Genomic DNA, 22,330 nt, shown 5'->3' with positions numbered 1-22,330 from the left:
TTTATGATAATAGTTGTGCGGTCTGTTTACAACCTGGCATGCTGCCAATCGAACCACTGATCTTCCGGGAATGACCACCTGTCGGCGGCCGATTCCTCCAGGGTCAGATCGCTGTAAACCATCAGCACTGATCCGGGTATAAGTGCCTTGATACCATTGGCATATCCGGCGGGCACACTCAATACTACCGGCTCATCTTCATTTAATATCACATGGTCTGCCTTCAGTCCGGGAGAGGGTTTGTCCCAATCGTCTATTTTCACCCATGCCAGTGCAAAAGCTCCTTTTACCACGTAAAAATATTTCTGCTCCACCCGGTGCCCCTGCCATGCACGCACAACAGAGATATCATGATGTAACATCTGGTAAAATCTTTTTACGTCCGGAAAAGAGAAATCATTAACAAATTTCAGCGTTCCCCTGTGATCAGTGAAGGATGCTCCTTTTATGAGTGTTACTTCTTTCATTCAATGTTATTGTTTCCTGTTTATTGCTAGTGTACAAACTGAAGGTCCGTTTTTTTACTAACGGAGTTGATGATTAAGTTCCGGGTCTGACTGGAATCCAATACCCTCCTGTTGGCGGAGGATATTTTAACACCGGAGAAATTCAGCTTCAGGTTCTTTTCATATACACCCATGGCGTCAAGGGCTCTTTTTGAGTTGCTGTTCCAATGTGGATTAATAACCGAGATGTTCCCGCCAAGATTACCGCCGTTGCCAGGCTGCAGCCGATAGGCAACTACCCTTAGCCCTCCGGCGGAATAATTATCATTATGGTTTTGCACGGTTACATCTACCAGGTTGTTGCCCCCGCCATATAAGCGGGTAATGTTCATCAGGATACCATAGCTTTCGTTTTTTTCCGTTACCGCATCTGTGATACGGATGCGCTTCAGTACATTTTTTGCATTATTAGGCTCTACGTCGATACCACACATAGGAGATTGGCCGTTTGTATACCCCGCATAGGGCGATATCAGCTGAAGACCGTCCACACTCACCACAGAAATGCCGTTTCTCCGGTTATTCCTGCAATAGGCGCCGGAAATCAGGATGTCCCGGCTTTCCCTGCCCAGTTTCATATCTTCCCCGATATAAATACCATCTCCCCAGCAATCGTATACCTTTGGATTTTTGATAGTAATATTATTGCCGGAATAAATGCCTATTCCTGCGCCCCACTGGCCGCCCGTTCCGAGATGCTGCTTCCGGTCGCCGTAAATCACCGGATTTACGATGGTAACATTACTCACATCACGCATCCTTAATATCGCGTACGACCCTGCGGTGGTAGGCTTCAACATAATTTTTGCCCCACTCCCGAAAGTAATATGCTTATTGCTGCCGATAATCAGCCCTTTATCATTTACCAGTAACGGAAAGCCAGGGAAGATGATTACATCATGCGTATTAATTGCCTTTTGTATTACATCCGTATAATCGACAGAGCCATCTTTCACATAGCCCGGTGGCAAAGCATCTTTTATATTAAACGCGGCAGATTGATCCGTTGTACCTGGTGCAGTACCCACACTATATACTGCTGCTTCCCGGCAATGGCTGTCGACAGCGGAATTTGCATCCGGAGATGCAAAAACCAGACTAAAGGCAACCAGCGGATATAATGGCAAGTGGATCATTCCTTTGCTTTTAATATTGAACATTTCGTGTTTCTCTCCTATGACGCTATATTGGCCACAGCTTCCTTGCTGTTCATCAGTTCCGCCTTCACGAGCGGTTGCTTCGCTAACAGCTTCTTCATAGCTTCCACATCCAGTTGTTCCGCGTTATGGGAATGATAATCATCTACAGTGGCTACATTCACCTCTCCTTCGGAGAAATACTGGCTGTAGTTCAGGTTCCTGTTATCAGCAGGAATACGGTAGAAATCTCCCATATCCTCTGCCTTCACCATTTCTTCGCGGGTGCAAAGGGTTTCATATAATTTTTCACCATGACGGGTACCTATTATTTTTATTTCGTTATCCGCATGGCATAATTCTTTTAAAGCAGCTGCCAGGTCGCCAATGGTACCAGCCGGCGCTTTATTTACAAAGAGATCGCCCTGGTTACCGTTTTCAAAAGCAAACAACACCAGGTCCACTGCTTCTTCCAGTGACATGAGGAAACGGGTCATATTCGGATCTGTGATCGTTAAACTTTCACCGTTTCTGATCTGTTTAAGAAACAAAGGAATAACAGAGCCCCTGGACCCCATTACGTTACCGTAGCGGGTAAGACATACCCTGGTGGCGTTTTCGGGAATATTGCGGGAAGCTGCAATGGCTACCTTTTCCATCAGGGCCTTTGAAATGCCCATGGCATTAATGGGATAAGCAGCCTTATCTGTACTGAGACAAATAATCTTCGATACATTATTGGCTACTGCCGCATCGATGGCGTTCTGCGTTCCAAACACGTTTGTTTTGGTGGCTTCTATCGGAAAAAACTCGCAGGAAGGCACCTGTTTCAGCGCTGCCGCATGAAACACGTAGTCAACGCCGCGCATGGCCTTTTCGATGCTGTTATAATCCCGCACATCGCCGATATAAAACTTGAGCTTCCCGTTTTTCAACTGGTTGCGCATATCGTCCTGTTTCTTCTCATCCCGGCTAAAAATCCGGATCTCCCTGAAATGATCCGTATGAAGAAACTTATTCAGAACAGCGTTTCCGAATGAACCTGTTCCACCTGTGATCAGTAATACCTTATCTTTAAACATATCAGTTCTTATAGTTTAATGAATACATTTTTAAAATCAAATAGGGCGTCAGGTAAACTACCTTTGACATAAATTCCAGTGTTTTCCTGTTCTTAATAAAATATTTCTCTGTAAAATCAATCAGCGAGCTGCCGGCCTTACAAAATTTATAACTGAACCTTACGCCCGGCTTCAGCGTTTGCAATTCCGGTTTAATAGCGTTGTTATTATTAAAGAGCGTCCAGAGCTGCGCCTTGGACTTTATCTGTACCCTTGCCCGCAGCGCCGCATTGGCGCCTCTCAGCCGCACCCTGGTAAGAGATGCAGGAATAGCCAGCAACGGAAACAATCTGGCCATCATGATCCACAAATACCAGTCCTGTCCGTGTCTCATAACATTTGAAAATCTGCATGCGGGGTTCTCTTTCAGGTATTTTGCCCGGATCATCACACAAGGAGTGGCAATGGGCGTAGAAAGTAAACCCCTCTTAAATACTTCGCCACTGAAGTCAGAAATGTCTACCAGTTTATAATCGGCTTCACTGCCATCATAGAATGATGTATAGCTGGTATGCGACCATACTGCGTTCTCCGCAATCATGGCATTAAGCTGCACTTCCAGTTTCTCCGGCATCCAAAGATCATCTGAATCCAGGAATGCGATATATTCTCCCTCTGCCATTTCTATGCCCAGGTTCCTGGCGCTGGCAGGGCCTGCATTCTTTGTTTTTATGTATTTGATCTTAGTTTCATACTGCATCAAAAAGTAGGTATCATCTTCCGGTGATCCATCATTAATGACCAGTATTTCATAATGCGGATAAGTTTGGGCCAATACACTGTCAATCGCCTGAGCCAGCCAGTCAACATTCGTATAAAACGGAATGATTACACTTATTTTCGCCTGATTCACCATACTATTCAACTGCTGTTTTATGTTTGATTAATTTAGCCGGCGCCCCCCCCACAATGCTATTGCCGGGAACGGGTTTTGTTACGATAGCGCCGGCGGCAATCACTACATTATCTCCTATTTCATAAACATTCGACAGGATCATGGCATTCAGTCCCACCCATACATTTTTCCCGATCACCAGTTTCTTCCCCTCTGGCTTACTTCTGGGATCCAATCCATGATCATGAGATTGGATGATAACGCCTTCCGATAATAAAGTACCTTCTCCTATATGTATGTCCCCGCTAAAATCGATCCTGCAATTCCGGCCAATCACCACATGATCATCCAGCCTGATTTTTCCTGCAGGTATTTCTGAGGAGAAGATGACATTCATACCTATTGTTACATTGTTTCCCAGGGAAATATTGCCGGGATTTCTGTATTTGAATCCCCTGAGAATAGTAACTCCTTTTCCAACGCTGCCCAGGTTCTTTTGTACCAGGGCGCCACCCAGCTTATCTTTGAACTGCTCAACACAGCGGGAGGCCACCAGCATTACCAGTCCTCCCACGCCACTTATCCTGTTATTCCAAAAACCGCTAAGCCTTGCCATTACTAATCATTTTTACTTCGTCCAAAACAATATCCAGGTGGGATTTGCTATTCTCTTCCAGATATCTTTTTATGGTAGCGGTGCCGTTTACCGCCACCTGTGCGTGTTTTTTATAATTATTAAAAAAGGGCAACATCTTCGCATACAGATCTGCGCCGTTTTTAGGCTGTATTTCATAACAGTTCTCCTGGTCTTTCATCACGTACGAAATACTCCCTACAAACGTGGTAATGATAGGCGTACCAAAGATCATCGCTTCATAGAGTACCCTCGGAAATCCTTCATGATGCGTGGGCAGCAGGAATACATCTGCCTGCAGGTAAAAGTCCCGGATACGGTCTTTATCATATACTGGGCCATGCAGGATTACCTTGTCAGCCAGCACGCTGCCTTGCAGCATTTGCTTTACGGCCTCCATATCGGCTCCTTCCCCTGCCACGTCCACTACAAAATTGGTGATGCCGCTTTCAAGCAGTTTATCGAACGCTTCTATCAGCTCGTAAATACCTTTGTCGCGCTCCACCCTTCCTATAAACAGAAAACGCAGTACCGGCTTTGCTTCATAAGTCCTGTCCGTTACGATATCCCCGGCCCCAAACCCCATCATGGGTTTGATGGTATATGACTGGTCGCAGAACGGCTTTGTATTGTTGGTAAACCGCGGAGACACGGTAGCTATAAAAGCCGCACGTTTAAATAAAAAAGTGGATGGCCAGCTGCTGATCCCCTTCTCTCCTCTCACATACAAGCCAAAAGGTTTTCTTAGTATCACTGCTGCAAATCCCAGTAAAAAGAAACTGTTGGGATAAAACAGATAAAGGAAATCATTGCTCATTAACCGTTTTAAACCGGTGGTATAAGCCACTACATAAGACAGCACCTTACTTTTCCTGATCTTTAATGCCGTTAACTGTATTTGCGTTTCTTTCAGATTGTAATTGGCCATAGCGTCATTCCCGTTGAAAGGACGCTTATAATGAAAGTTCTCTATCTGGAAAACATGATTCAGTTCATTCAGAAATTTTCCTGTTTCCTTATAGATATATAGCCCCTTACTATCTTCAAACATCGCGTTACTATTGATAACTAATATCTTCATGGAATATCAATTTTGTTGTTGTCCTTTGACGCTTATAGGTCATGAACCTGATGATGGCCAGCAAAATAATGGGCCATAAAATATTACGGAACGCAGAGAAATAGGATGCTCTTGGATAATAAATCGCGAACGACATGGAGATCACATAAGCGATCACATAATTAATATCCTGTGAATAAAGCATCTTCTGCTGAAATCTTGTATGTATATATCCGAAAAACAACATGAATGCCACCACTCCCAGCACGCCAAACGACAGGTAAATATCCCCTATCAGGTTGGTTCCTACCCCCCAGGTGGCATCGTCGCCGATGGTAAGTTTATTGATAATCCTTCCTGAAGACATCTCGTCTTCCGTCATCCCAAGCACTGACAATACAACAGGTTGTAAACCAGGCACGATCCCTACTACCTGGGTGATCATGGTTTTGCCGTAGTTGATGCCGTTCTTGTCGGCATAATCCACCGCTACATACAGGTTCCTGTTGTTCATCGTCAGGTCCATTCCCAAATCAAAAATGGAGTTGAATTTCATATTGCTCGAACCCCGCTCAAGAAATCCCCCGATGGAGTTGCTGTCGTTAAAACCGGATGTTCTGGTTACGCGGGCAGAAGAAATAAACAGCATGAGGAACATGCCAAGAGAAGCTCCGAGCAGGAATACTTTTAGCTTCACTTTTTTTACGTACACGGCATACAGCGTTACCAGGATCAGGAATACCTGCAACGCAGGTCCCCTGTCGCCGATAAAAAAGAACAACAATATAAACAGGAACATAAATCCTAAAAAAACCTTATCGAACTGCCCAACGAATTTCCAGAAGGTCATCTTTTCGGAAGACCTGTAATAGCCGGTATAACAAACCACTGTTACTGTTAGTGCGACCAGTGACTGAAACCCGATGAGGAAATAATTGGAACTGGAGGTGCCGGAGTTGAAGATACCGGAGAAAAAGTCGCGCCCCACAAAAGCCAGGAACAAACCAAAAAAGGCATATGTGAGCAGCTTCAGAATCCCGGTAAACCGGGCAAACTGCATTGGGCGGTAGTTCGCTTCAAACGTATAATCTGATTTTATTCTCAACATGGCCGCGCCAAGTGTATAGGCGCTTGATCCCAGCATAGCGAGCGCGGTAGATTTAGAGATCAGGTTCTCGTTAAAATCGTAATTAAATACAGGGAAATAATACTTATCTACAGGAAATAAAAAGACCGGGTACACAAAATTCACAAAAAAGTAGCTGATCAGGAACAGCACATGAAAATTGAAATAATTTCCATTAGACCGTTTCCGGATCACCCAAAGCGATGAAACCAGGAATACGACGAATGTAAGCACGCAATAGTTGTATGAATACACACCGGGTGCAAACATGTATATAACAATTGATACCAGTAACAGGATGATTTCAACAATCATTTATTACAATCTTTATGATTATCCAAATAAATACCTATAGCCATTGCTGTTATTTTTTTGTTTTGTATATCGTCAATACCTGTTTACCCTCTTTTACAATATCGGACACCCTGAAAACACGGAGCAGCACAAAGTAAGTAGCCGCAAACACCGGTGTTAAAAGCAACAACAGCGGTCCTTTCAGATTTATGTAGTTAAACAGCAGGCCCCAGGCGAGTGTATTAAAAGCAGCTATCACAATGATCTTTGCCACTACTATCAGCTCATACGCGGAAACACTTCCAAGTATTTTACGGGAATAGTAGAAGTTGATCAGGTAACTGATAGCTGATGTAATAACAAAACCCACGAGCATGATATGCAGGTCCCTGTAAAATACTCCTATCACAAGGCTGACGCAGAGTATCGCCTTTTTAACAAGTTCAAGATGCAGTATGGTCCTGGTTCTGTTAAATACCTTGAAAATATTCCGGTTCATGGTTTCCTGGAGAAAAAAGAAGGAGCCCAGTGTCAGCATCTGGATGAAATAAGTAGAGTCTGACCATTTAGCGCCAAACAGGAATACAATTATTTCCTTTGAAAAAAGGAAGGTAACTGATGTTATTAATCCCATGAGCACGGTAAACAACAGAATAATTTTATTATAGGCACGGGAAAACTGTTCCTTATCATTTTGTAATTGTGATAAAGAAGAAAACAGGGCTCCCTGTATGGTTAAGTTTAACACGTTACCGGGAACATCCTGTAATTTTTTTGCCTGGTAATATAATCCGACCTGCATAATTGAAAAATACTTTCCTATTATTATCTGGTAAATATTATCAAAGGCAGTGTTGAGAATAGATGCCAGCGTGGTATTTACGCCATAAGCATATAAATCCTTAAACGACGCCCTGCTAAAGATCCATTTGCGTACCGGTCCTTCATAGTACCATAACAGTATGGTCAGGAAGAGGGAAGAAAGGATCTGGATTAACACCATAGCCCATACACCGGCCCCTTTCCATGCTGCAATAATACCTATGACCGAAGCCAGTGCAATGGCAACAAAATTGAAAACTGATTTCCTTTTGAAGGAAAGCTCTTTAACCAGTTTTGCGTTCTGTACCATTTGAAACGCATTAATAACCAGTACAGTGCTCAGTACCATTAATATGCGTTTCAATGACGGATCTTTATAAAAAGCAGCAATGGTTCCTGCAAACAGGATCAGCAATAAGCAAAGCGCTATGCTTACAACAAGATTAAAGATGAATACCGTTGAAAAATCTGTTTCACTGGCATCACTTTTTCTTACCAGCGCGCCGCTTAATCCGCTTTCCGTGAGCACATTTGCGATCACGATAAAGAACATCACAATACCCACCTGCCCGAATTCATAAGGGGATAATATCCTGGACATAATGATGTTGGTAATCAACATCACTCCTACGTAAGCAACTTGTCCGAACATTGACCAAAAAGTACCTGTAAGTACTTTATATCTAAGTGCTGTCATTAAAAAAGAATACGGTACGTAGTTTTTACTTAAAATATGGAAAGGATTTCTGTTGGTGTACCGCATCACCGGCACACTCCGGGAGAAGTGGCGGTGATGGTTTCAATAAAGACATGGTATCAACAGAATGAATCAGGAAGCGCAAAAACTGATAATCTTCCTGGTTCTCCTATTACTCAAAAATATGGTTATACAATAATATTATACTTCTTCTTACTGACGGCTGTCCCAGTACCAGTTACAAGCCAGTTTCAGTCCATCGCGCACAGAAAATTCCGGACGGTATCCAAGAACTGTTCCTGCCTTGTTTATAGAAGCCAGCGAATGAGGGATATCCCCGTTCCTGTTACCTCCGTGTTTAAACTCCGCCTGGCTGATAGCCGGGTCAAAAGCAGACAGGTTATCTTTTAAAATCTGTGCCAGCTCCAGTAAAGTGGTTCTTTCGCCAAATGCTACATTAAACACTTCTGATATTGCTTTACCAGCGGTATATGATTCGCCTATCCCTTCGTAATACCGCGCCAGATCCTGTTTCAATGCCGCAGATGGTTTAGCGGCGGCCAGCAGGTTCGCCTGTATCACGTTATCTATGTAAGTAAAATCCCTTGAATAGGAACCATCGCCATTGATAACGATCTGCTCCCCGTTGATCAGGGACGAAACAAACTTGGGTATCACTGCGGCATAGGCCCCGTTGGGGTCTTGTCTTCTGCCGAATACATTGAAGTACCGCAAACCTATTGTTTCAATACCATAGATATCGGAGAAATTTTTTGCAAATAACTCATCTACATATTTTGTGATGGCATAGGGCGACAGTGCATTTCCAATTTTATGTTCCACTTTTGGTAAATCAGGATGATCACCATAAGTAGAGGAACTGGCGGCATATACCACCCGTTTAACACCCGCTTCCTTTGCTGCATGGAGCACTTTTACAAAACCACCGATATTTACATCTGTGGTAGTCATGGGATCAATGATAGAACGGGGTACAGAGCCCAGGGCTGCCTGGTGAAAAACGAATTCACAACCTTCCGCTGCTTTTACGCAGGTTTCATAATCGCGGATATCGCCCTCCAGGAGTGTAAAACCGGGCTGTTGCTGTGCAGGTTCCAGGTTAGTTTTTTTCCCCGGTAGCAAAGTTGTCCAAACAGATCACGGTGTTGTTCTGCGCCAGTAGCTGGTCAATCAGATTGGACCCGATAAAGCCTGCTCCCCCTGTTACTAATATTTTACTATTACTGATCATCTCGTAAATACTATCTTTTCTGCTTTAATGATAAAATTCCTGCCTGATGAATACAATGTATGTACAATGGCGGCAGGCAATTGCCGAACCGCCATTGACGGTTATTACAATCTGGCATCAATGCTGTTTACATTCAATACCCCTTTCACATCATAGATCACTTTATTTTCCTTACAGAGCTTACCCAGATCCAGTGTTTTGAAATCGTCATGGGATACAGCAAGGATCACCGCATCAAATTGTTGTAAATTTTTCAGTTCTGTAACAGACTCCCATCCGTATTCATGTGCCACTTCTGCCGGGTTTGCCCACGGATCGTAAATGGTGATATTGGTATCGTAGCCTTTAAGTGTATGCAGGATATCAACCACTTTTGTGTTGCGAACATCCGGGCAGTTTTCCTTGAAGGTAATACCGAGTACAAGGATGTTGGAATTTCTGACAGCGATGTCTTTCTTTACCATCAGTTTTACCACTTCATGCGCCACATATTCTCCCATTCCGTCGTTCAGGCGACGGCCAGCCAGGATAATTTCCGGATGGTAACCTACTTCCTGTGCCTTTTGCGCCAGATAGTAAGGATCCACACCGATACAGTGGCCGCCTACCAATCCGGGCTTGAAGTTCAGGAAGTTCCATTTGGTACCGGCAGCTTTCAGTACATCGTCGGTATCGATGCCTAAACGGTTAAATATTTTTGCAAGTTCATTTACAAATGCGATGTTGATATCGCGCTGTGCATTTTCGATTACCTTGGCTGCTTCCGCTACTTTAATACAGGTAGCTTTATGCGTACCGGCAGTGATAACGGAGTTATATAGCTGGTCTACCTTATCTGCTATTTCAGGGGTTGAGCCTGAAGTAACTTTCTTTATTTTAGCAACCGTATGTTCTTTATCTCCGGGATTGATACGTTCAGGTGAGTATCCTGCAAAAAAGTCAACGTTGAATTTAAGTCCGGATACTTTTTCCAGCACCGGAACACATTCATCTTCCGTTACCCCTGGATATACGGTGGACTCATACACTACGATATCTCCTTTCTTCAGCACCTTACCCACAGTTTCACTTGCTTTATACAAGGGGGTGAGATCCGGTCTGTTATATTTATCTACCGGGGTGGGTACTGTTATGATATAATAATTGCAGCTGCGGATATCCTCCAGGGTACTGGAACAGTAAAGTCCGGCCGGAGCATTGTTGTCTGCAGTAAGTACATTTTTCAGATCTGCTGAGGTAACTTCCAGTGTTCTGTCTGTTCCTTCGTTGAGTTCCTTTACCCGGCTGCTGTTGATATCGAAGCCTATAGTTTTGTACTTCTTTGAAAATTCAACCGCCAGTGGTAATCCTACGTAACCTAGTCCTATTAGGGCTATCCTGGCATCCTTTACGGATGGAGCATTATTGTTCATATCCAATTTAATTACTGTTTATGTCCTTGTTTATTAGCTTCGTGAAATAGATTTTCCTATTCTTTTAAAGATGCCTTTTTTGTTTTCTTCCTCATATCCGTAGCCATAGCCATACCCGTATCCATAGCCATAACCATAGGTGCTGCCGCTTTTAACGTCATTGATAATGAGATTAAGTTTAGGCATTTTTCTATGAAGATATAATTCCCTGCTGATCTGGAGCTGATCTTTGAAAGTATAGCCCTGCCGGACCAGGTAGAGGGTGGCATCTGCCCATTTGGCCAGCAACTGGGCATCAGTTACCATACCTATCGGGGCGGTATCAACAACAATATAGTCAAAGTTTTCTTTCAGCTCCCTGAAAAGCGATTCTGTTTTATCCAGCAGCATTAATTCTGCGGGATTTGGGGGAATCGGGCCGGAAGGTATAACATAAAGGCCTTCATGTAACCCTGATGGCTGGATAATAACATCCATCAGTGATTTTCCGATAGCATAAGTGCTGAATCCTGCATGGTTACTGAGTCCCAGCATGGTGGATATTTTGGGTTTTCTCAGATCCATTTCCATCAGGACCACTTTTTTGCCGGAGAGGGCCAGCATAGTTGCCAGGTTGGTGGCAACAAAGGACTTGCCTTCGCCACTCATACTGGAGGTAAGCAGGATCACTTTGTCGTTGGCGCCGGACAATACAAACTGCAGGTTAGTGCGTAACGCCCGGAACTGTTCCGCCAGCGGGGTTCTTGTATTGTTACTGATCACAGCTTCGTGTTTATCACTGTGTCCGATCTCTGATAAGATAGGCACCGGTGTATTATTGGTAATATCTCCCCTGGAGCGGATACGCCTGCTGAGCATTTCTTTCAGGTATAATATCAAGGCAGGAAGACCGGCGCCTAATATTAAACCCAGCGCAAATATAAGGAGCTTTTTCGGTGAAAACGGCAAGGCGTCGCTCTTCGCGGGGTCTACTACCTGGGCAATGGCCAGGTTGGATGCCTTTGAAATAGCCGATTCCTCGCGTTTCTTCAGCAGAAACAGGTACAGTTCCTGCTTCAGCGCCTGTTGCCTGGAGTAATCCAGGAATACTCTTTCCTTTGCCGGCACCTGGCGGATCTGCTGGTTGGCGGCATCTGCGTTCCTCTTCAGCTCCCGGATACTTACCTCCACATTACGTTTAAAGGACGACAGGTTGCTGCTCAGATCTGTCCGCAATCCGCTTAATTGCTGATCTATATTACGGATCATCGGGTTTGATTCGGTACTCGACAGCAACATCCGCTCCCTTTCCAGCTGCAGGTTGTTATATTTTTCTACCAGTGAGGCAAAAGTAGGATCTTCCATTACCAGGGCAGAAGGTACAATACGTTTATTGTTCTTGTCGTCCTGCACATACTGGTTCAGGGATTCTATTATATTCAGGCGTACCTGCTGATCTATCAGTTGCTTGGCAAAATCATTGGTATTGGAGAATAATAATTTGGATTGTTCCGTCAGATCTGCCAGTTCATTCGTTTGTTTAAATTCCTGGATATCTTTCTCCACCCCGCTTAGCTCGCGGCTTACCACCGACAGACGGTTATCCACAAAAGCAATCGTACTGTCTACTATCCTGTTTTTGTCTTCCACGCTGTTATGCAGGTATACGTCAATCAGTTTATCCAGGATCTTTTCTCCTTTACCGGGAACGGAGCTGGTAATACTGAGATCTACTGTGCTTACCTGCTTATTGGCCACACTCACATTTAATACCTTCTGGTAATCGGCCACTGTTTTGTCTACCGAACGGATTTTAACCAGGTATGCATCTTCATTCAGCGGTACAGACGCCATTCTTGTTACCTGTAAGATTCCTTCCCGGGTATGTAAAGTATCGTTCCATTTCAGTTTCCTTGCCTGGCCATCTTCCCTTGTGATCCGGAAAGCGGTTTCAGATTCTGGGATCAGCGAATAATTTACTTCTTTGTTAAGCGTGTCCCGGAGTGTGATCCAATGAAATGCAAAGGGAACATTATTGAATTGTTCGCTTTTCTTTACCCTTCCTTCCACATAATATTCAACATTCAGCTGCATATCCTTTACCACCCGTTCCATCAGGCTGCGGGATTTGAGGATTTCAGCTTCATTATCCACATTACTTTTGCTGTCAAATATTTCCAGTTGCTCCAGGATTTCTCCTCCCGGGATGCTGGGCCCCTTCTGATCGTCTCTTACGAGAATCTTCGCACTTATTTTATAAGTTGGTGTGGCATATCTCAGGTACAGGTAGGCGCCGAACACACAAACCAGGGTACTGATGAGAAACCAGTACCAATAGTGCCACACCCAATCCACAATTTGCCTCAGTTCGAAACCGTTTTCCTTTGGCTCCTCTGAGGGCATAAACCCATTGGGAGGCATTTTCCCGTTCCCGTTAGTATAAAATGTTTCTCTCATTTTCTAAAAATTAACCCTGGTCGCAATTACTATCAACAAGGAAAGTACAGATGCTAAAATTGAAATACGTTTTACCTGTGCCATATCTGTGGAGGCTGATTTAGCCTTGTTTGGTTCCACATATACAATATCTCCCTGGTGCAGAAACAGGTAGGGAGAAGTAAATAGCTTACTGTCATTGAGATTAAAACGTATAAACTCTTTCTTCCCGTTGGTTTCCCTGATCAGCAACACATTTTCCCTCTTGCCATAAATGGTCAGATCGCCGGCTATACCTATTGCATCCATGATCGTTACCTTTTCATTGGGCATTACATAGGACGATGGCCTGGCTACTTCCCCCAGTACGGTTACTTTAAAATTTGCGAAGCGTACATTTACTACCGGATCTTTATAGTAGGTGCTTACTTTACCTGTTATTTCATTCCTTACACTGTCTGTTGTTTTATCCTTTGCCAGGATCCTGCCTACCAGTGGCAACGTAATGTATCCATCCTTATCTACTACATATCCGCTTACTCCCGGACCTGCATTGGAAAGCCCTGCAGCGCTTCCGGTTCCTACCACCGGCCACTGTGCGGTGTTCTGCTGGTTAAGCAATGTGGAGGCAGCCGGGTCCAGTGTTTGAATAGTTACCTGCAAAATATCATCTGTCTGGATGAGGGGCATGGAATAAGCCGCCATATCTACCAGTTGTCGCTTTACAGAATCCGGAACATCCCTGAAGTAGGTAATATTTTTAGGTCCGGAACAGGAACTCACACAAAAGCTAAATACACTCAATAACAATACAGCCAGAGCTGGAACACGTCGGGCTGAATGTTTACCCTGATAGATTATACTCATTTTAAGACAGACTAATTAAAAATATGTTTTGGTATTATTCCCTGATGAATCAGGTAGTTATTTTTCCCTTATCTAATTCTTCGTAAGCAGAGTTTTTACTGATGAACTCTGGTACCAGCGCCTTCATCCTTGCAACAGTGGGCGTCAGGTAGTGCTCTTTGGCTGTAGCTATCAACTGATTGATCTGCTCATTTACCTCTGTAAAATCAGATGCCCTTACTTTGGCGATCATGATCTTTTCGTGGTAAGTAGGCAATGTATTTTCTGCATTGTTCAATAGTTCCTCGTAGAGCTTTTCCCCGGGACGTAAGCCGGTGTATACGATCTGGATATCCTTTCCGGGCTCCTTACCTGTCATACAGATCATTTTCCGGGCCAGTTCTGCAATCTTCATGGGCTTGCCCATATCAAATACAAATATTTCCCCGCCTTGTCCCATTGCTCCCGCTTCCAGCACCAGTTGACATGCCTCTGGTATGGTCATGAAATACCGGGTGATATCGGGATGCGTAACCGTCAGCGGCCCGCCTTTTTCCAGTTGTTGTTTAAATCGTGGAATTACAGATCCATTGGAACCAAGTACATTACCAAAACGCGTAGTGATAAAACGTGTTGGTGGCGTGCCGTACACCGGGCCCAGTTTCTGGTATTTTTCGTTCAGGTGATTATTAAAGGATTGGGAGAAGATTTCCGCAATTCTTTTGGAAGCTCCCATTACATTAGTAGGGTTCACCGCCTTATCGGTAGATACCATTACAAATTTCTCTGCACCATACTCTACTGATAACTCCGCCACAATTTTTGTTCCCAGTACATTGTTCATCACTGCCACGGATGGATTTTTTTCCATCATTGGAACATGTTTATATGCTGCTGCGTGATACACAATGGAAGGAGCGTAAATTTCAAACAGTTGTTGCATACGCACCTTATCACATACATCTCCGATGAATGGGATGATGGGTACGCTCACTGCTTTTTCTGACATTTCCAGCTCCAGCTCATGGAGCGGGGATTCCGCCTTATCGCACAACACAATCACAGAGGGTTCATAACTCACCAGTTGTCTTACTATCTCACTGCCAATAGAACCGGCAGCCCCCGTTACCAAAATGCTTTTACCTTTCAGCTCTTTGCTGAGCTGTTGATTTTTGATGCTGATAACAGATCTATCAAGCAGATCTTCAATGTTGATGTCTTTCAATTGAATACTGTTATTGTTAGAACCTTCTGTCCACTGACTCACGGGAATAATTTTTTGCACTCTTATATTCAATGCAATACATTCTTCTACGAGTTCATTCAGATGCGCTGCATCCAGGTGATCATCAGGAATGAGCAACAACGAAATTTTGCCCTCTTTTACCATCTTAAAGAGTTGTCCCTTACGGGAAGCATACACTGGCAGCCCTTCAATTGATTTACCAGCATGGGCATTAGTATCGGCCAGAAACGCCGTTATCCTCACATCCGATTCAGGGTTGTCGCTGATGGCTTTGCGCAGCATAAGACTGGTATGCCCGGTATAATAAATAGCGGCGCGCGTCCGGCTTTGGCTCCTGAAATTGTTGTAGTATTTAAACGTCCACTTTACCAGCAGGCGATAAGATAATAAACAGAAGGAGCTGATAAAGAAATTAATCAGGATTACTGAAATGGGAAAGAGGTTCTGTTGCTGATCCATCACATGACTATAGCCAATAGTGAAAAGGATGAGGCAACTCACAATATTCAATCCTGCTATGCGGCCAATATCCGTGAGGCTTGTAAATCTTACAATACCGCGATAAGTACGCAAAAATAAGGAGAGGAAAAGGTTTACACCTAAAACAAGCATTCCGATTTTTCCCAGAGGAAATGCTGCATATAACTCAGCATCAAAGTTCAGCCTGAGAAGAAATGCTAAATTGATTGCGATGACAGAGCACCCCAGGTCTAATAGCAAGATTAGCCACGACGGGGTAATCCATGATGAATTACGCACCATAGGTTCAATAATAAGATATGGTTATTAAATATAAGCTCGCCTGTTCAACTAAGGTCGCGCAAGTTTCAAGGTTTTCATAGAGGCGCTTAGTTAAAATACAGGACGGAGAATTAAACGATTACGATCTTTCTTTCGGTTTTCAAAGTTAGCGCAAGATAAGTACTAAAAGTGAAAAGTTCTGTTATGAAAAAGTAAACTGTTGAAAAAAATTTCCAGCTGCTACTCTTCTGAAAGATCAACAACACACGCATTCCCCGACCACTCTAACAAAGCGGTTATGACAACCATTTTTTCCTATGGACTATTTGCTCAAACACTGATCAGTTGGCACATAACGGCAAATAACTCCGTCGGTTAAACGAAAAATGCGGATCAGCCAATCATGCTGTCCATTTTGCATACTATTAAAGAGATTTCTCCCGTGATGCTACATTGGTGGTGATGCACCTGGATCTTTTGCTGTAACGACGTGTTCTGATGCCGCTCTAAAGTGTTAAGTAGATGAAACATGGTCTTTCTTTTTTTCTGGTTAACGCAGCTACTAAAAAATATGGCTATAATATACTATGGTTAAAAAATCACTGCGCTATCGATTCTTGCAACGCACGCAATTGAACAAACACCATACCAACTTCGGGGGATCTATTTAATTTCCCGGCCTAAAGTTAGTGAAGTATTTATTATACTGCTTCAATTATTGAAAAATAACGAAAATATTCTGTAGATAATTTTAGCATTCCCATCCAGAAGATTTCACTACAGAAACGGCCTCACCGGTTACTGGTGAGGCCGTTTCCACAAAGTGTAACGTACTTGTGTATACGTAAAAGATATTATGCTGTTGTAATAAATACGACCAGGCTTTTCGCTCCATGCGCGCCCAGTACCAGCGATTGCTCGATATCAGCGGTTTTGGAAGGACCCGCAATAAATACCCCGAAACCCGTTTGCGGAGCGCCTATCTTTTCATAAGCTTCATGCATAGTAGGAAGTAGCTTATCCGCAGGCAGTACAATTGCCAGGTGCTGACATATAAACGGCAGCACCCTTACCGGTATTTCCGCCTCTGTAAGCCATATGGCGCCATTCTCCGCTACCCCCCACTGACCGGGCACAACCGCCATATCCACATCCTCCAGCAAATGCGGATCTTCGTGTATCCATGCACGTTGTTCACTGCCTACCACGATAATACGTTGCAGATGCGGATAATGCTCCGCCAGTAATGCCGGTATCTCACTTTCATCTTTTATCTCAAACAAACTGCCGCCTAATCCTTCCAGTACTTTGCGGTAAGCTTCCAGCGTACCGGGCATATTGCCGGATAACCCTTCCAGGGAAGGTAATACGGATGCCTCCGGCTGATTTTGCTTAACGGCGGCTAATATCTGGTCCCTGCTGCTCATGACTTTTTATTTTTTTCATACCACTGGGAGAATGATTGCGCCGGCGGCGCAGGCATTTCCCTTTGTTTATACCAGGGGTTTAAACGGTTATTCACCATACCGGGGAATGCACGCATTACCCAGCGTCCCATTTTGCCCGCTGTCCGGTAAACACGGGGAGTGGATAATACACCGCTCATAGCCTTCATACTGGCTGTTTTTGCGGCCGTAGTATACCCCTCTTTTACCAATACCTGCCGCCACTTATACAATTGCTGATGAATATCTATTTTCACGGGGCATACATTAGAGCAGGAGCCGCACAGCGTTGATGCAAAGGGCAGGTCGGCATAATCCTTCATATCCAGGTTAGGCGCCAGGATAGCGCCAATAGGCCCTGCTACAGCGGTATGATAACTATGCCCGCCACTGCGGCGATATACGGGGCAGGTATTCATGCAGGCGCCACAACGGATACATTTCAATGAATTGCGGAAGTCTTCCCTGCCCAACTGCCTGGAACGGCCATTATCCACCAATACAATATGCAGCTCCTGGTCAGGCCGGGGCTTTCTGAAATGACTGGAATAGGTGGTAATGGGCTGCCCGGTGGCGCTGCGCGCCAGTAAACGCAGGAATACGCCCAGGTGCTTACGTTGCGGGATTATTTTTTCGATGCCCATACAGGCAATATGCACATCGGCCAGGTGGGCGCCCATATCGGCGTTGCCTTCGTTGGTGCACACCACCATTTCACCGGTTTCCGCTACCGCGAAGTTCACGCCGGTGATAGCCGCTTTGGCCTGCAGGAACTCCTTGCGCAGGTGTTGCCTGGCGGCAGCGGTGAGAAACTGCGGGTCGGCATTCCCGGCGGGCGTTCCCAGGTGTTCGTGGAACAGCTCTCCTATCTCTTCTTTCTTTTTATGGATACAGGGCAGTACAATATGACTGGGCGGCTCTTTGGCGAGTTGCACAATCCGTTCGCCCAGATCGGTATCAATTACATCGATGCCATTGGCGATGAGATGGGGATTCAGGTGGCATTCTTCCGTGAGCATGGACTTACTTTTCACGAGGTGGTGTACCCCATGTTTCTTTAATATGTCTGTCACGATCCGGTTATGCTCTGCTGCATCCGCGGCCCAGTGAACGGTGGCGCCATTTTGTATGGCCTGTTGTTCAAACTGTACGAGATAATCATGCAGGTTGCCCAGGGCGTTCAGCTTAATGCGGGAAGCGGCTTCCCGCAGCTGTTCCCATTCCGGGATGGTCCAGGCCATCTTATCCCTTTTGGCGCGTACCCACCAGAGGGTTTTGTCGTGCCAGTCGACCCGCGACTCATTCTCGTTGAACTTGTCTGCCAGCGTGGCGTGATCAGCTGTTTGCCTGTTCATGGATATTCTGATTGAGAATTTCTGCAATATGCATCACTTTTACGCCTGCATGCTGCCGGCGTAAGATACCTTCCATGTGCATGAGGCAACTCACATCTGTTCCGGTGATCACCTCTGCGCCATGTTTAACGTGATCGGCTACACGATCTTTACCCATTTTTACAGATACTGCTTCTTCGGTCACACAGAAGGTGCCGCCAAAGCCGCAGCATTCATCCTGCCTGTCGAGCGGTACCAGCTCCACTCCTTCCACCATACGCAGCAGCTTTTCCGGTTTGGAGAAAGGCGCCGCCACCAGCTCACTCATCTGGGCAAGGGCGAGGCCGCGCTGCCCGTGGCAGCTCTGGTGCAGTCCTACCTTACAGGGGAAACGTGCCGGCAGGTTTTCCACTTTGAGTACATCCGTCAGGAATTCGGTGAGTTCGTAGATCCGTTCACGGATATGTGTAGCAGCTGTTTCTGCTGCCGGATCGTGCAGATGATCTTTGATATGTAACACACAACTGCCGGAGGGGCCTACAATGTAGTCGTAGTCAGCAAAATTTTTTATGAACAGGCTATTGCACTGGTGTGTAAGATGTTCGTATCCTGAGTTGGCCATTGGCTGGCCACAGCAGGTTTGCCCCTGCGGGTATTCCACTTCACAACCCAGCTTCTGCAGCAGTTGCAGGGTGGCAATACCTACCTGCGGGTAGAACTGGTCAATATAACATGGTATAAATAATCCTACTTTCACGGGTGAAGTAATTTAAATGATCATTGCTGACCTGCAAATTTAGCGGGCAACTTGACAGTAATCCTCCCTCTTTTTTACCGGTTACTGGCTTATTTTTCACTGATACAAATTAAAGCAGTGTTTGGAGAGTGGCAACCCGGTCTGTCCTGTTGCGCGCCTTCGGCGCGGTGCGGAGGTTGTCTTACTCAGGATTACGCTGATTTTGCTGATTTATTTGATTTTACTTTTTGGATTTTTAAATGATTTTAAAGATTATGGGAGATATGAGCGAAAATATCCGCTTATATCTCCCATAATCATTTAAAAACCCAAAAAGTAAAATCAAATAAATCAGCAAAATCAGCGTAATCAGCGTAATCCTGAGTAAGACAACCTCCTAGTCGTTCATAATCTGTTCTTCCTGTTTCTTTTTGAGGTACCACTGGACCACGCGGATTTCAGCGAAGGTGGCGGCATCGCCAACCCGCTCCTTAATGGGGCCTGCGGCGGTAGCGCCTAATTCGCCAATATGGCGGAGGATAAGGCGCATGGTGCCTTCTGTAACAAAGCGGTTGATGTCCATTTCGCCGGCTTCCACGCATTGGGCCAGGTGGCTTTCAATGGTGCTGACAGCGAGTTGGCGTGTGGTGGCGATGTCGGGGATAGATTTACCGGCGAGGTATAGTTCCAGGGTGCCGCGACGGCTGCTGCCCTTTTCCACTTTGCCTTTGGCGGCTTTTTCCTTTGCGGCGGCGGCAGGTGCGGCGGCGGCAGCATCTGCGTCTCTGAGTTTGGTGTAGTCTTTCAGGCCGGTGGTAAAATCCAGGTCCGCGTAGGATACTTCCCAAACGTGACGCAGCTTGTTCCAGCAATCGGCTTCAAGGGCCATGAGCTGGAGGAGATATTTTTTCGACTTTGCTTTCTTCACATCAGCGATGTGCGCCTGCAAAGGCTGGATGAGGTCCTCATAAATGCTTTGGGTAAAGTAGCCGATGGCTTTATTTACGCGTTGCTTCAGCTGTTCCATTTCGCCTGTTTGCACGGCGGTGTCCAGCAGTTGATGCAGCTGTGTCACAAACCTGGCCGCTACTTCCTGCTGCTGTTCTACTTTGGCAGACATGGCGCGGCTGAGTTTAATGGCGGCATCGAAGTCGGGGATCTTTTTATCCTGGATCCATACGGCGTGGCTGCGGATGGTGGCCTGCATACGGTACCAGTCGAACAGCTGCAGCAGGGATGTGGCCTGGAACTTCTTCTTTTCCATTTCCAGCAGCACTACCAGTTCATTGGCTTCGTTTTCCTTTTCTGCGAATTCAATCACCTGGCGGTCTGTTCTGATGCTGCCGTGCCCGATGCGGGAATGCAGTACCAGTCCGTCCAGCGAAGTACAGCGGCTCAGCGCCACGTATACCTGTCCGGGTGCAAAGGCGTATCCCGCGTCGATGATGGCGCGTTCAAAGGTAAGTCCCTGGCTTTTGTGGATGGTGATGGCCCATGCCAGCCGTATCGGGAACTGGGTGAAGCTGCCGATTTCTTCTTCCTCGATGCTGTTCTCGTCCTGGTTATAGGAATAGCGGATGTTGCGCCAGGTTTCCTTTCCCAGTTTAAGCTCTTCATGGGAGCCTGCCAGCACCAGTACAATTTCTTCGTCGTTAATTTCCTTTACGGTGGCAATTTTGCCGTTGTAATAGCGGCGTGGCTGTGCCAGGTCGTTTTTGAGGAACATTACCTGCGCGCCTATTTTCAGTTGCAGCAGTAATTCCGTGGGCAATGCCTTATCGCTGAAATCCCCTTCTATCTTTCCTTCAAAGCGATATACTTTTCCGGGCATATCTGCCAGGCGCCTGGCATTGATTTCATCGGCCTTCCGGTTATGGGTGGTGAGTACGATGTATTCTTCATCCTGTCCCGTAAAATTCGGCTGATAATGTTCATTGAGCAGCTGCAGGTCTTCGTGCAGCACTTCATTATTGCGGATCCTGTTCAGCACATCAATAAAATGCTGTTCATTCTGCCGGTAAATTTTCTTCAGTTCGATATACAGTGGCGGCGCCTGTTCTATTACTTTGGCCGCAAAGAAAAAGGTGCTGTTGTAATATTCCGAGAGCATCCGCCATTCCGCGTCGGGCACTACCGGCGGGAGCTGGTACAGATCCCCGATAAACAATACCTGCACACCGCCAAAAGGCAGCAGTGGTTTATTGCGGAAATGGCGGAGGATCACATCGATAGCATCGAGCATATCGCAGCGCACCATGCTTACCTCATCGATGATGAGGAGTTCCATTTCCTGCAGCAATACTTTTTTATCGTTGGTAAAACGAATATTGCGGAACAGGCCGTGTTTATCTGTACTGCTGATTTCATCCATTCCAAATCCTCTTTTAGTGCCGGGGATAAAGGGTCCGAAGGGCAACTGAAAAAAGGAGTGCATGGTAACACCACCGGCGTTAATAGCGGCTACTCCTGTAGGCGCTACTACTACCGTGTTTTTACGCGTATGTTCTTTGATGTATTTCAGGAACGTAGTTTTCCCTGTACCGGCTTTACCGGTAAGGAAGATATGGCGGTGTGTGTGGTTTATGAAATCTGCCGCCAGGTGAAAGATAGTATTTGTATTATCCGGTTGGGGCATTTGCTGTTAAATTGAAAGGGCGAATATACAGAAAAAG

General features: G+C 45.4%; 18 protein-coding genes. All 18 read right to left on the bottom strand.

What is annotated here, in order from left to right:
* Positions 1-26: 26 nt before the first annotated feature.
* The 18 genes from QFZ48_RS22415 to QFZ48_RS22330 all read right to left on the bottom strand — a co-directional run bounded on the left by QFZ48_RS22415 (position 27) and on the right by QFZ48_RS22330 (position 22,293).
* Positions 27-467, bottom strand: a complete 441-nt coding sequence (locus QFZ48_RS22415; RefSeq protein ID WP_429063704.1) for a WxcM-like domain-containing protein — start codon at positions 465-467, stop codon at positions 27-29.
* 26 nt (positions 468-493) lie between these two features.
* Positions 494-1,642, bottom strand: a complete 1,149-nt coding sequence (locus tag QFZ48_RS22410) for a right-handed parallel beta-helix repeat-containing protein (protein WP_429049537.1) — start codon at positions 1,640-1,642, stop codon at positions 494-496.
* Positions 1,643-1,680: 38 nt separating this feature from the next.
* A complete protein-coding gene (locus QFZ48_RS22405) occupies positions 1,681-2,724 on the bottom strand; it encodes a polysaccharide biosynthesis protein (RefSeq protein WP_370907421.1) in 1,044 nt (347 codons plus the stop codon).
* 1 nt (position 2,725) lies between these two features.
* Positions 2,726-3,619: a glycosyltransferase family 2 protein gene (locus QFZ48_RS22400; RefSeq protein WP_370907422.1), complete on the bottom strand. Its 894-nt coding sequence runs from the start codon at positions 3,617-3,619 to the stop codon at positions 2,726-2,728.
* 1 nt (position 3,620) lies between these two features.
* Entirely contained in the window at positions 3,621-4,214 is a 594-nt protein-coding gene (locus tag QFZ48_RS22395) for an acyltransferase (protein ID WP_429049540.1), read from the bottom strand.
* Complete coding sequence (locus QFZ48_RS22390) at positions 4,201-5,313, bottom strand: glycosyltransferase (protein WP_429063703.1); 1,113 nt, start codon at positions 5,311-5,313, stop codon at positions 4,201-4,203. Before QFZ48_RS22390 ends, QFZ48_RS22395 begins: the two co-directional genes overlap by 14 nt.
* Positions 5,291-6,733, bottom strand: a complete 1,443-nt coding sequence (gene wzy / locus QFZ48_RS22385) for an O-antigen polysaccharide polymerase Wzy (protein WP_429063701.1) — start codon at positions 6,731-6,733, stop codon at positions 5,291-5,293. Before wzy ends, QFZ48_RS22390 begins: the two co-directional genes overlap by 23 nt.
* Before the next feature lie 49 nt (positions 6,734-6,782).
* On the bottom strand, positions 6,783-8,231 hold the full coding sequence (locus QFZ48_RS22380; RefSeq protein WP_429063699.1) for a lipopolysaccharide biosynthesis protein: 1,449 nt from the start codon (positions 8,229-8,231) through the stop codon (positions 6,783-6,785).
* 213 nt (positions 8,232-8,444) lie between these two features.
* The gene (locus tag QFZ48_RS22375; RefSeq protein ID WP_429063698.1) at positions 8,445-9,374 is read right to left on the bottom strand and encodes an NAD-dependent epimerase/dehydratase family protein; all 930 of its coding nucleotides are present in this window, start codon (positions 9,372-9,374) and stop codon (positions 8,445-8,447) included.
* Positions 9,352-9,483 carry an NAD-dependent epimerase/dehydratase family protein gene (locus tag QFZ48_RS22370; RefSeq protein ID WP_429063697.1) on the bottom strand — a complete coding sequence of 44 codons (132 nt, stop codon included), beginning with the start codon at positions 9,481-9,483 and terminating at the stop codon, positions 9,352-9,354. The genes QFZ48_RS22375 and QFZ48_RS22370 overlap by 23 nt, the downstream gene beginning before the upstream one ends.
* 104 nt (positions 9,484-9,587) lie before the next feature.
* Complete coding sequence (locus QFZ48_RS22365; RefSeq protein ID WP_429049552.1) at positions 9,588-10,895, bottom strand: nucleotide sugar dehydrogenase; 1,308 nt, start codon at positions 10,893-10,895, stop codon at positions 9,588-9,590.
* Between the two features lie 33 nt (positions 10,896-10,928).
* Positions 10,929-13,331: a GumC family protein gene (locus QFZ48_RS22360; protein ID WP_429049554.1), complete on the bottom strand. Its 2,403-nt coding sequence runs from the start codon at positions 13,329-13,331 to the stop codon at positions 10,929-10,931.
* A 3-nt stretch (positions 13,332-13,334) separates the two neighbouring features.
* Entirely contained in the window at positions 13,335-14,093 is a 759-nt protein-coding gene (locus QFZ48_RS22355) for a polysaccharide biosynthesis/export family protein (protein WP_370907430.1), read from the bottom strand.
* 133 nt (positions 14,094-14,226) lie between these two features.
* The gene (locus tag QFZ48_RS22350) at positions 14,227-16,014 is read right to left on the bottom strand and encodes a polysaccharide biosynthesis protein (protein ID WP_370907431.1); all 1,788 of its coding nucleotides are present in this window, start codon (positions 16,012-16,014) and stop codon (positions 14,227-14,229) included.
* Between the two features lie 983 nt (positions 16,015-16,997).
* Positions 16,998-17,570, bottom strand: a complete 573-nt coding sequence (locus QFZ48_RS22345; RefSeq protein ID WP_429049557.1) for a LutC/YkgG family protein — start codon at positions 17,568-17,570, stop codon at positions 16,998-17,000.
* Positions 17,567-18,943 carry a lactate utilization protein B gene (locus QFZ48_RS22340; protein ID WP_429063696.1) on the bottom strand — a complete coding sequence of 459 codons (1,377 nt, stop codon included), beginning with the start codon at positions 18,941-18,943 and terminating at the stop codon, positions 17,567-17,569. The genes QFZ48_RS22345 and QFZ48_RS22340 overlap by 4 nt, the downstream gene beginning before the upstream one ends.
* Entirely contained in the window at positions 18,924-19,679 is a 756-nt protein-coding gene (locus tag QFZ48_RS22335; RefSeq protein WP_429049561.1) for a (Fe-S)-binding protein, read from the bottom strand. The genes QFZ48_RS22340 and QFZ48_RS22335 overlap by 20 nt, the downstream gene beginning before the upstream one ends.
* 376 nt (positions 19,680-20,055) lie before the next feature.
* Positions 20,056-22,293, bottom strand: a complete 2,238-nt coding sequence (locus QFZ48_RS22330) for a helix-turn-helix domain-containing protein (protein ID WP_429049564.1) — start codon at positions 22,291-22,293, stop codon at positions 20,056-20,058.
* Between the last annotated feature and the right edge of the window lie 37 nt (positions 22,294-22,330).

Origin of the sequence: Chitinophaga sp. W2I13 (assembly GCF_050434005.1) — a bacterium.
Taxonomy (GTDB): Bacteria; Bacteroidota; Bacteroidia; order Chitinophagales; family Chitinophagaceae; genus Chitinophaga.
The sequence above is the reverse complement of the archived record's forward strand: the minus strand, read 5'-3'. Positions and strand labels throughout refer to the sequence as shown.

Excerpts from the sequence above, each read along its gene's own strand:
- QFZ48_RS22415 (WP_429063704.1), bottom strand. The coding sequence starts at position 467 with ATGAAAGAAGTAACACTCATAAAAGGAGCATCCTTCACTGATCACAGG.
- QFZ48_RS22410 (WP_429049537.1), bottom strand. The coding sequence starts at position 1,642 with ATGATCCACTTGCCATTATATCCGCTGGTTGCCTTTAGTCTGGTTTTT.
- QFZ48_RS22405 (WP_370907421.1), bottom strand. The coding sequence starts at position 2,724 with ATGTTTAAAGATAAGGTATTACTGATCACAGGTGGAACAGGTTCATTC.
- QFZ48_RS22400 (WP_370907422.1), bottom strand. The coding sequence starts at position 3,619 with ATGGTGAATCAGGCGAAAATAAGTGTAATCATTCCGTTTTATACGAAT.
- QFZ48_RS22395 (WP_429049540.1), bottom strand. The coding sequence starts at position 4,214 with ATGGCAAGGCTTAGCGGTTTTTGGAATAACAGGATAAGTGGCGTGGGA.
- QFZ48_RS22390 (WP_429063703.1), bottom strand. The coding sequence starts at position 5,313 with ATGAAGATATTAGTTATCAATAGTAACGCGATGTTTGAAGATAGTAAG.
- wzy (WP_429063701.1), bottom strand. The coding sequence starts at position 6,733 with ATGATTGTTGAAATCATCCTGTTACTGGTATCAATTGTTATATACATG.
- QFZ48_RS22380 (WP_429063699.1), bottom strand. The coding sequence starts at position 8,231 with ATGACAGCACTTAGATATAAAGTACTTACAGGTACTTTTTGGTCAATG.
- QFZ48_RS22370 (WP_429063697.1), bottom strand. The coding sequence starts at position 9,483 with ATGATCAGTAATAGTAAAATATTAGTAACAGGGGGAGCAGGCTTTATC.
- QFZ48_RS22365 (WP_429049552.1), bottom strand. The coding sequence starts at position 10,895 with ATGAACAATAATGCTCCATCCGTAAAGGATGCCAGGATAGCCCTAATA.
- QFZ48_RS22360 (WP_429049554.1), bottom strand. The coding sequence starts at position 13,331 with ATGAGAGAAACATTTTATACTAACGGGAACGGGAAAATGCCTCCCAAT.
- QFZ48_RS22350 (WP_370907431.1), bottom strand. The coding sequence starts at position 16,014 with ATGCTTGTTTTAGGTGTAAACCTTTTCCTCTCCTTATTTTTGCGTACT.
- QFZ48_RS22345 (WP_429049557.1), bottom strand. The coding sequence starts at position 17,570 with ATGAGCAGCAGGGACCAGATATTAGCCGCCGTTAAGCAAAATCAGCCG.
- QFZ48_RS22340 (WP_429063696.1), bottom strand. The coding sequence starts at position 18,943 with ATGAACAGGCAAACAGCTGATCACGCCACGCTGGCAGACAAGTTCAAC.
- QFZ48_RS22330 (WP_429049564.1), bottom strand. The coding sequence starts at position 22,293 with ATGCCCCAACCGGATAATACAAATACTATCTTTCACCTGGCGGCAGAT.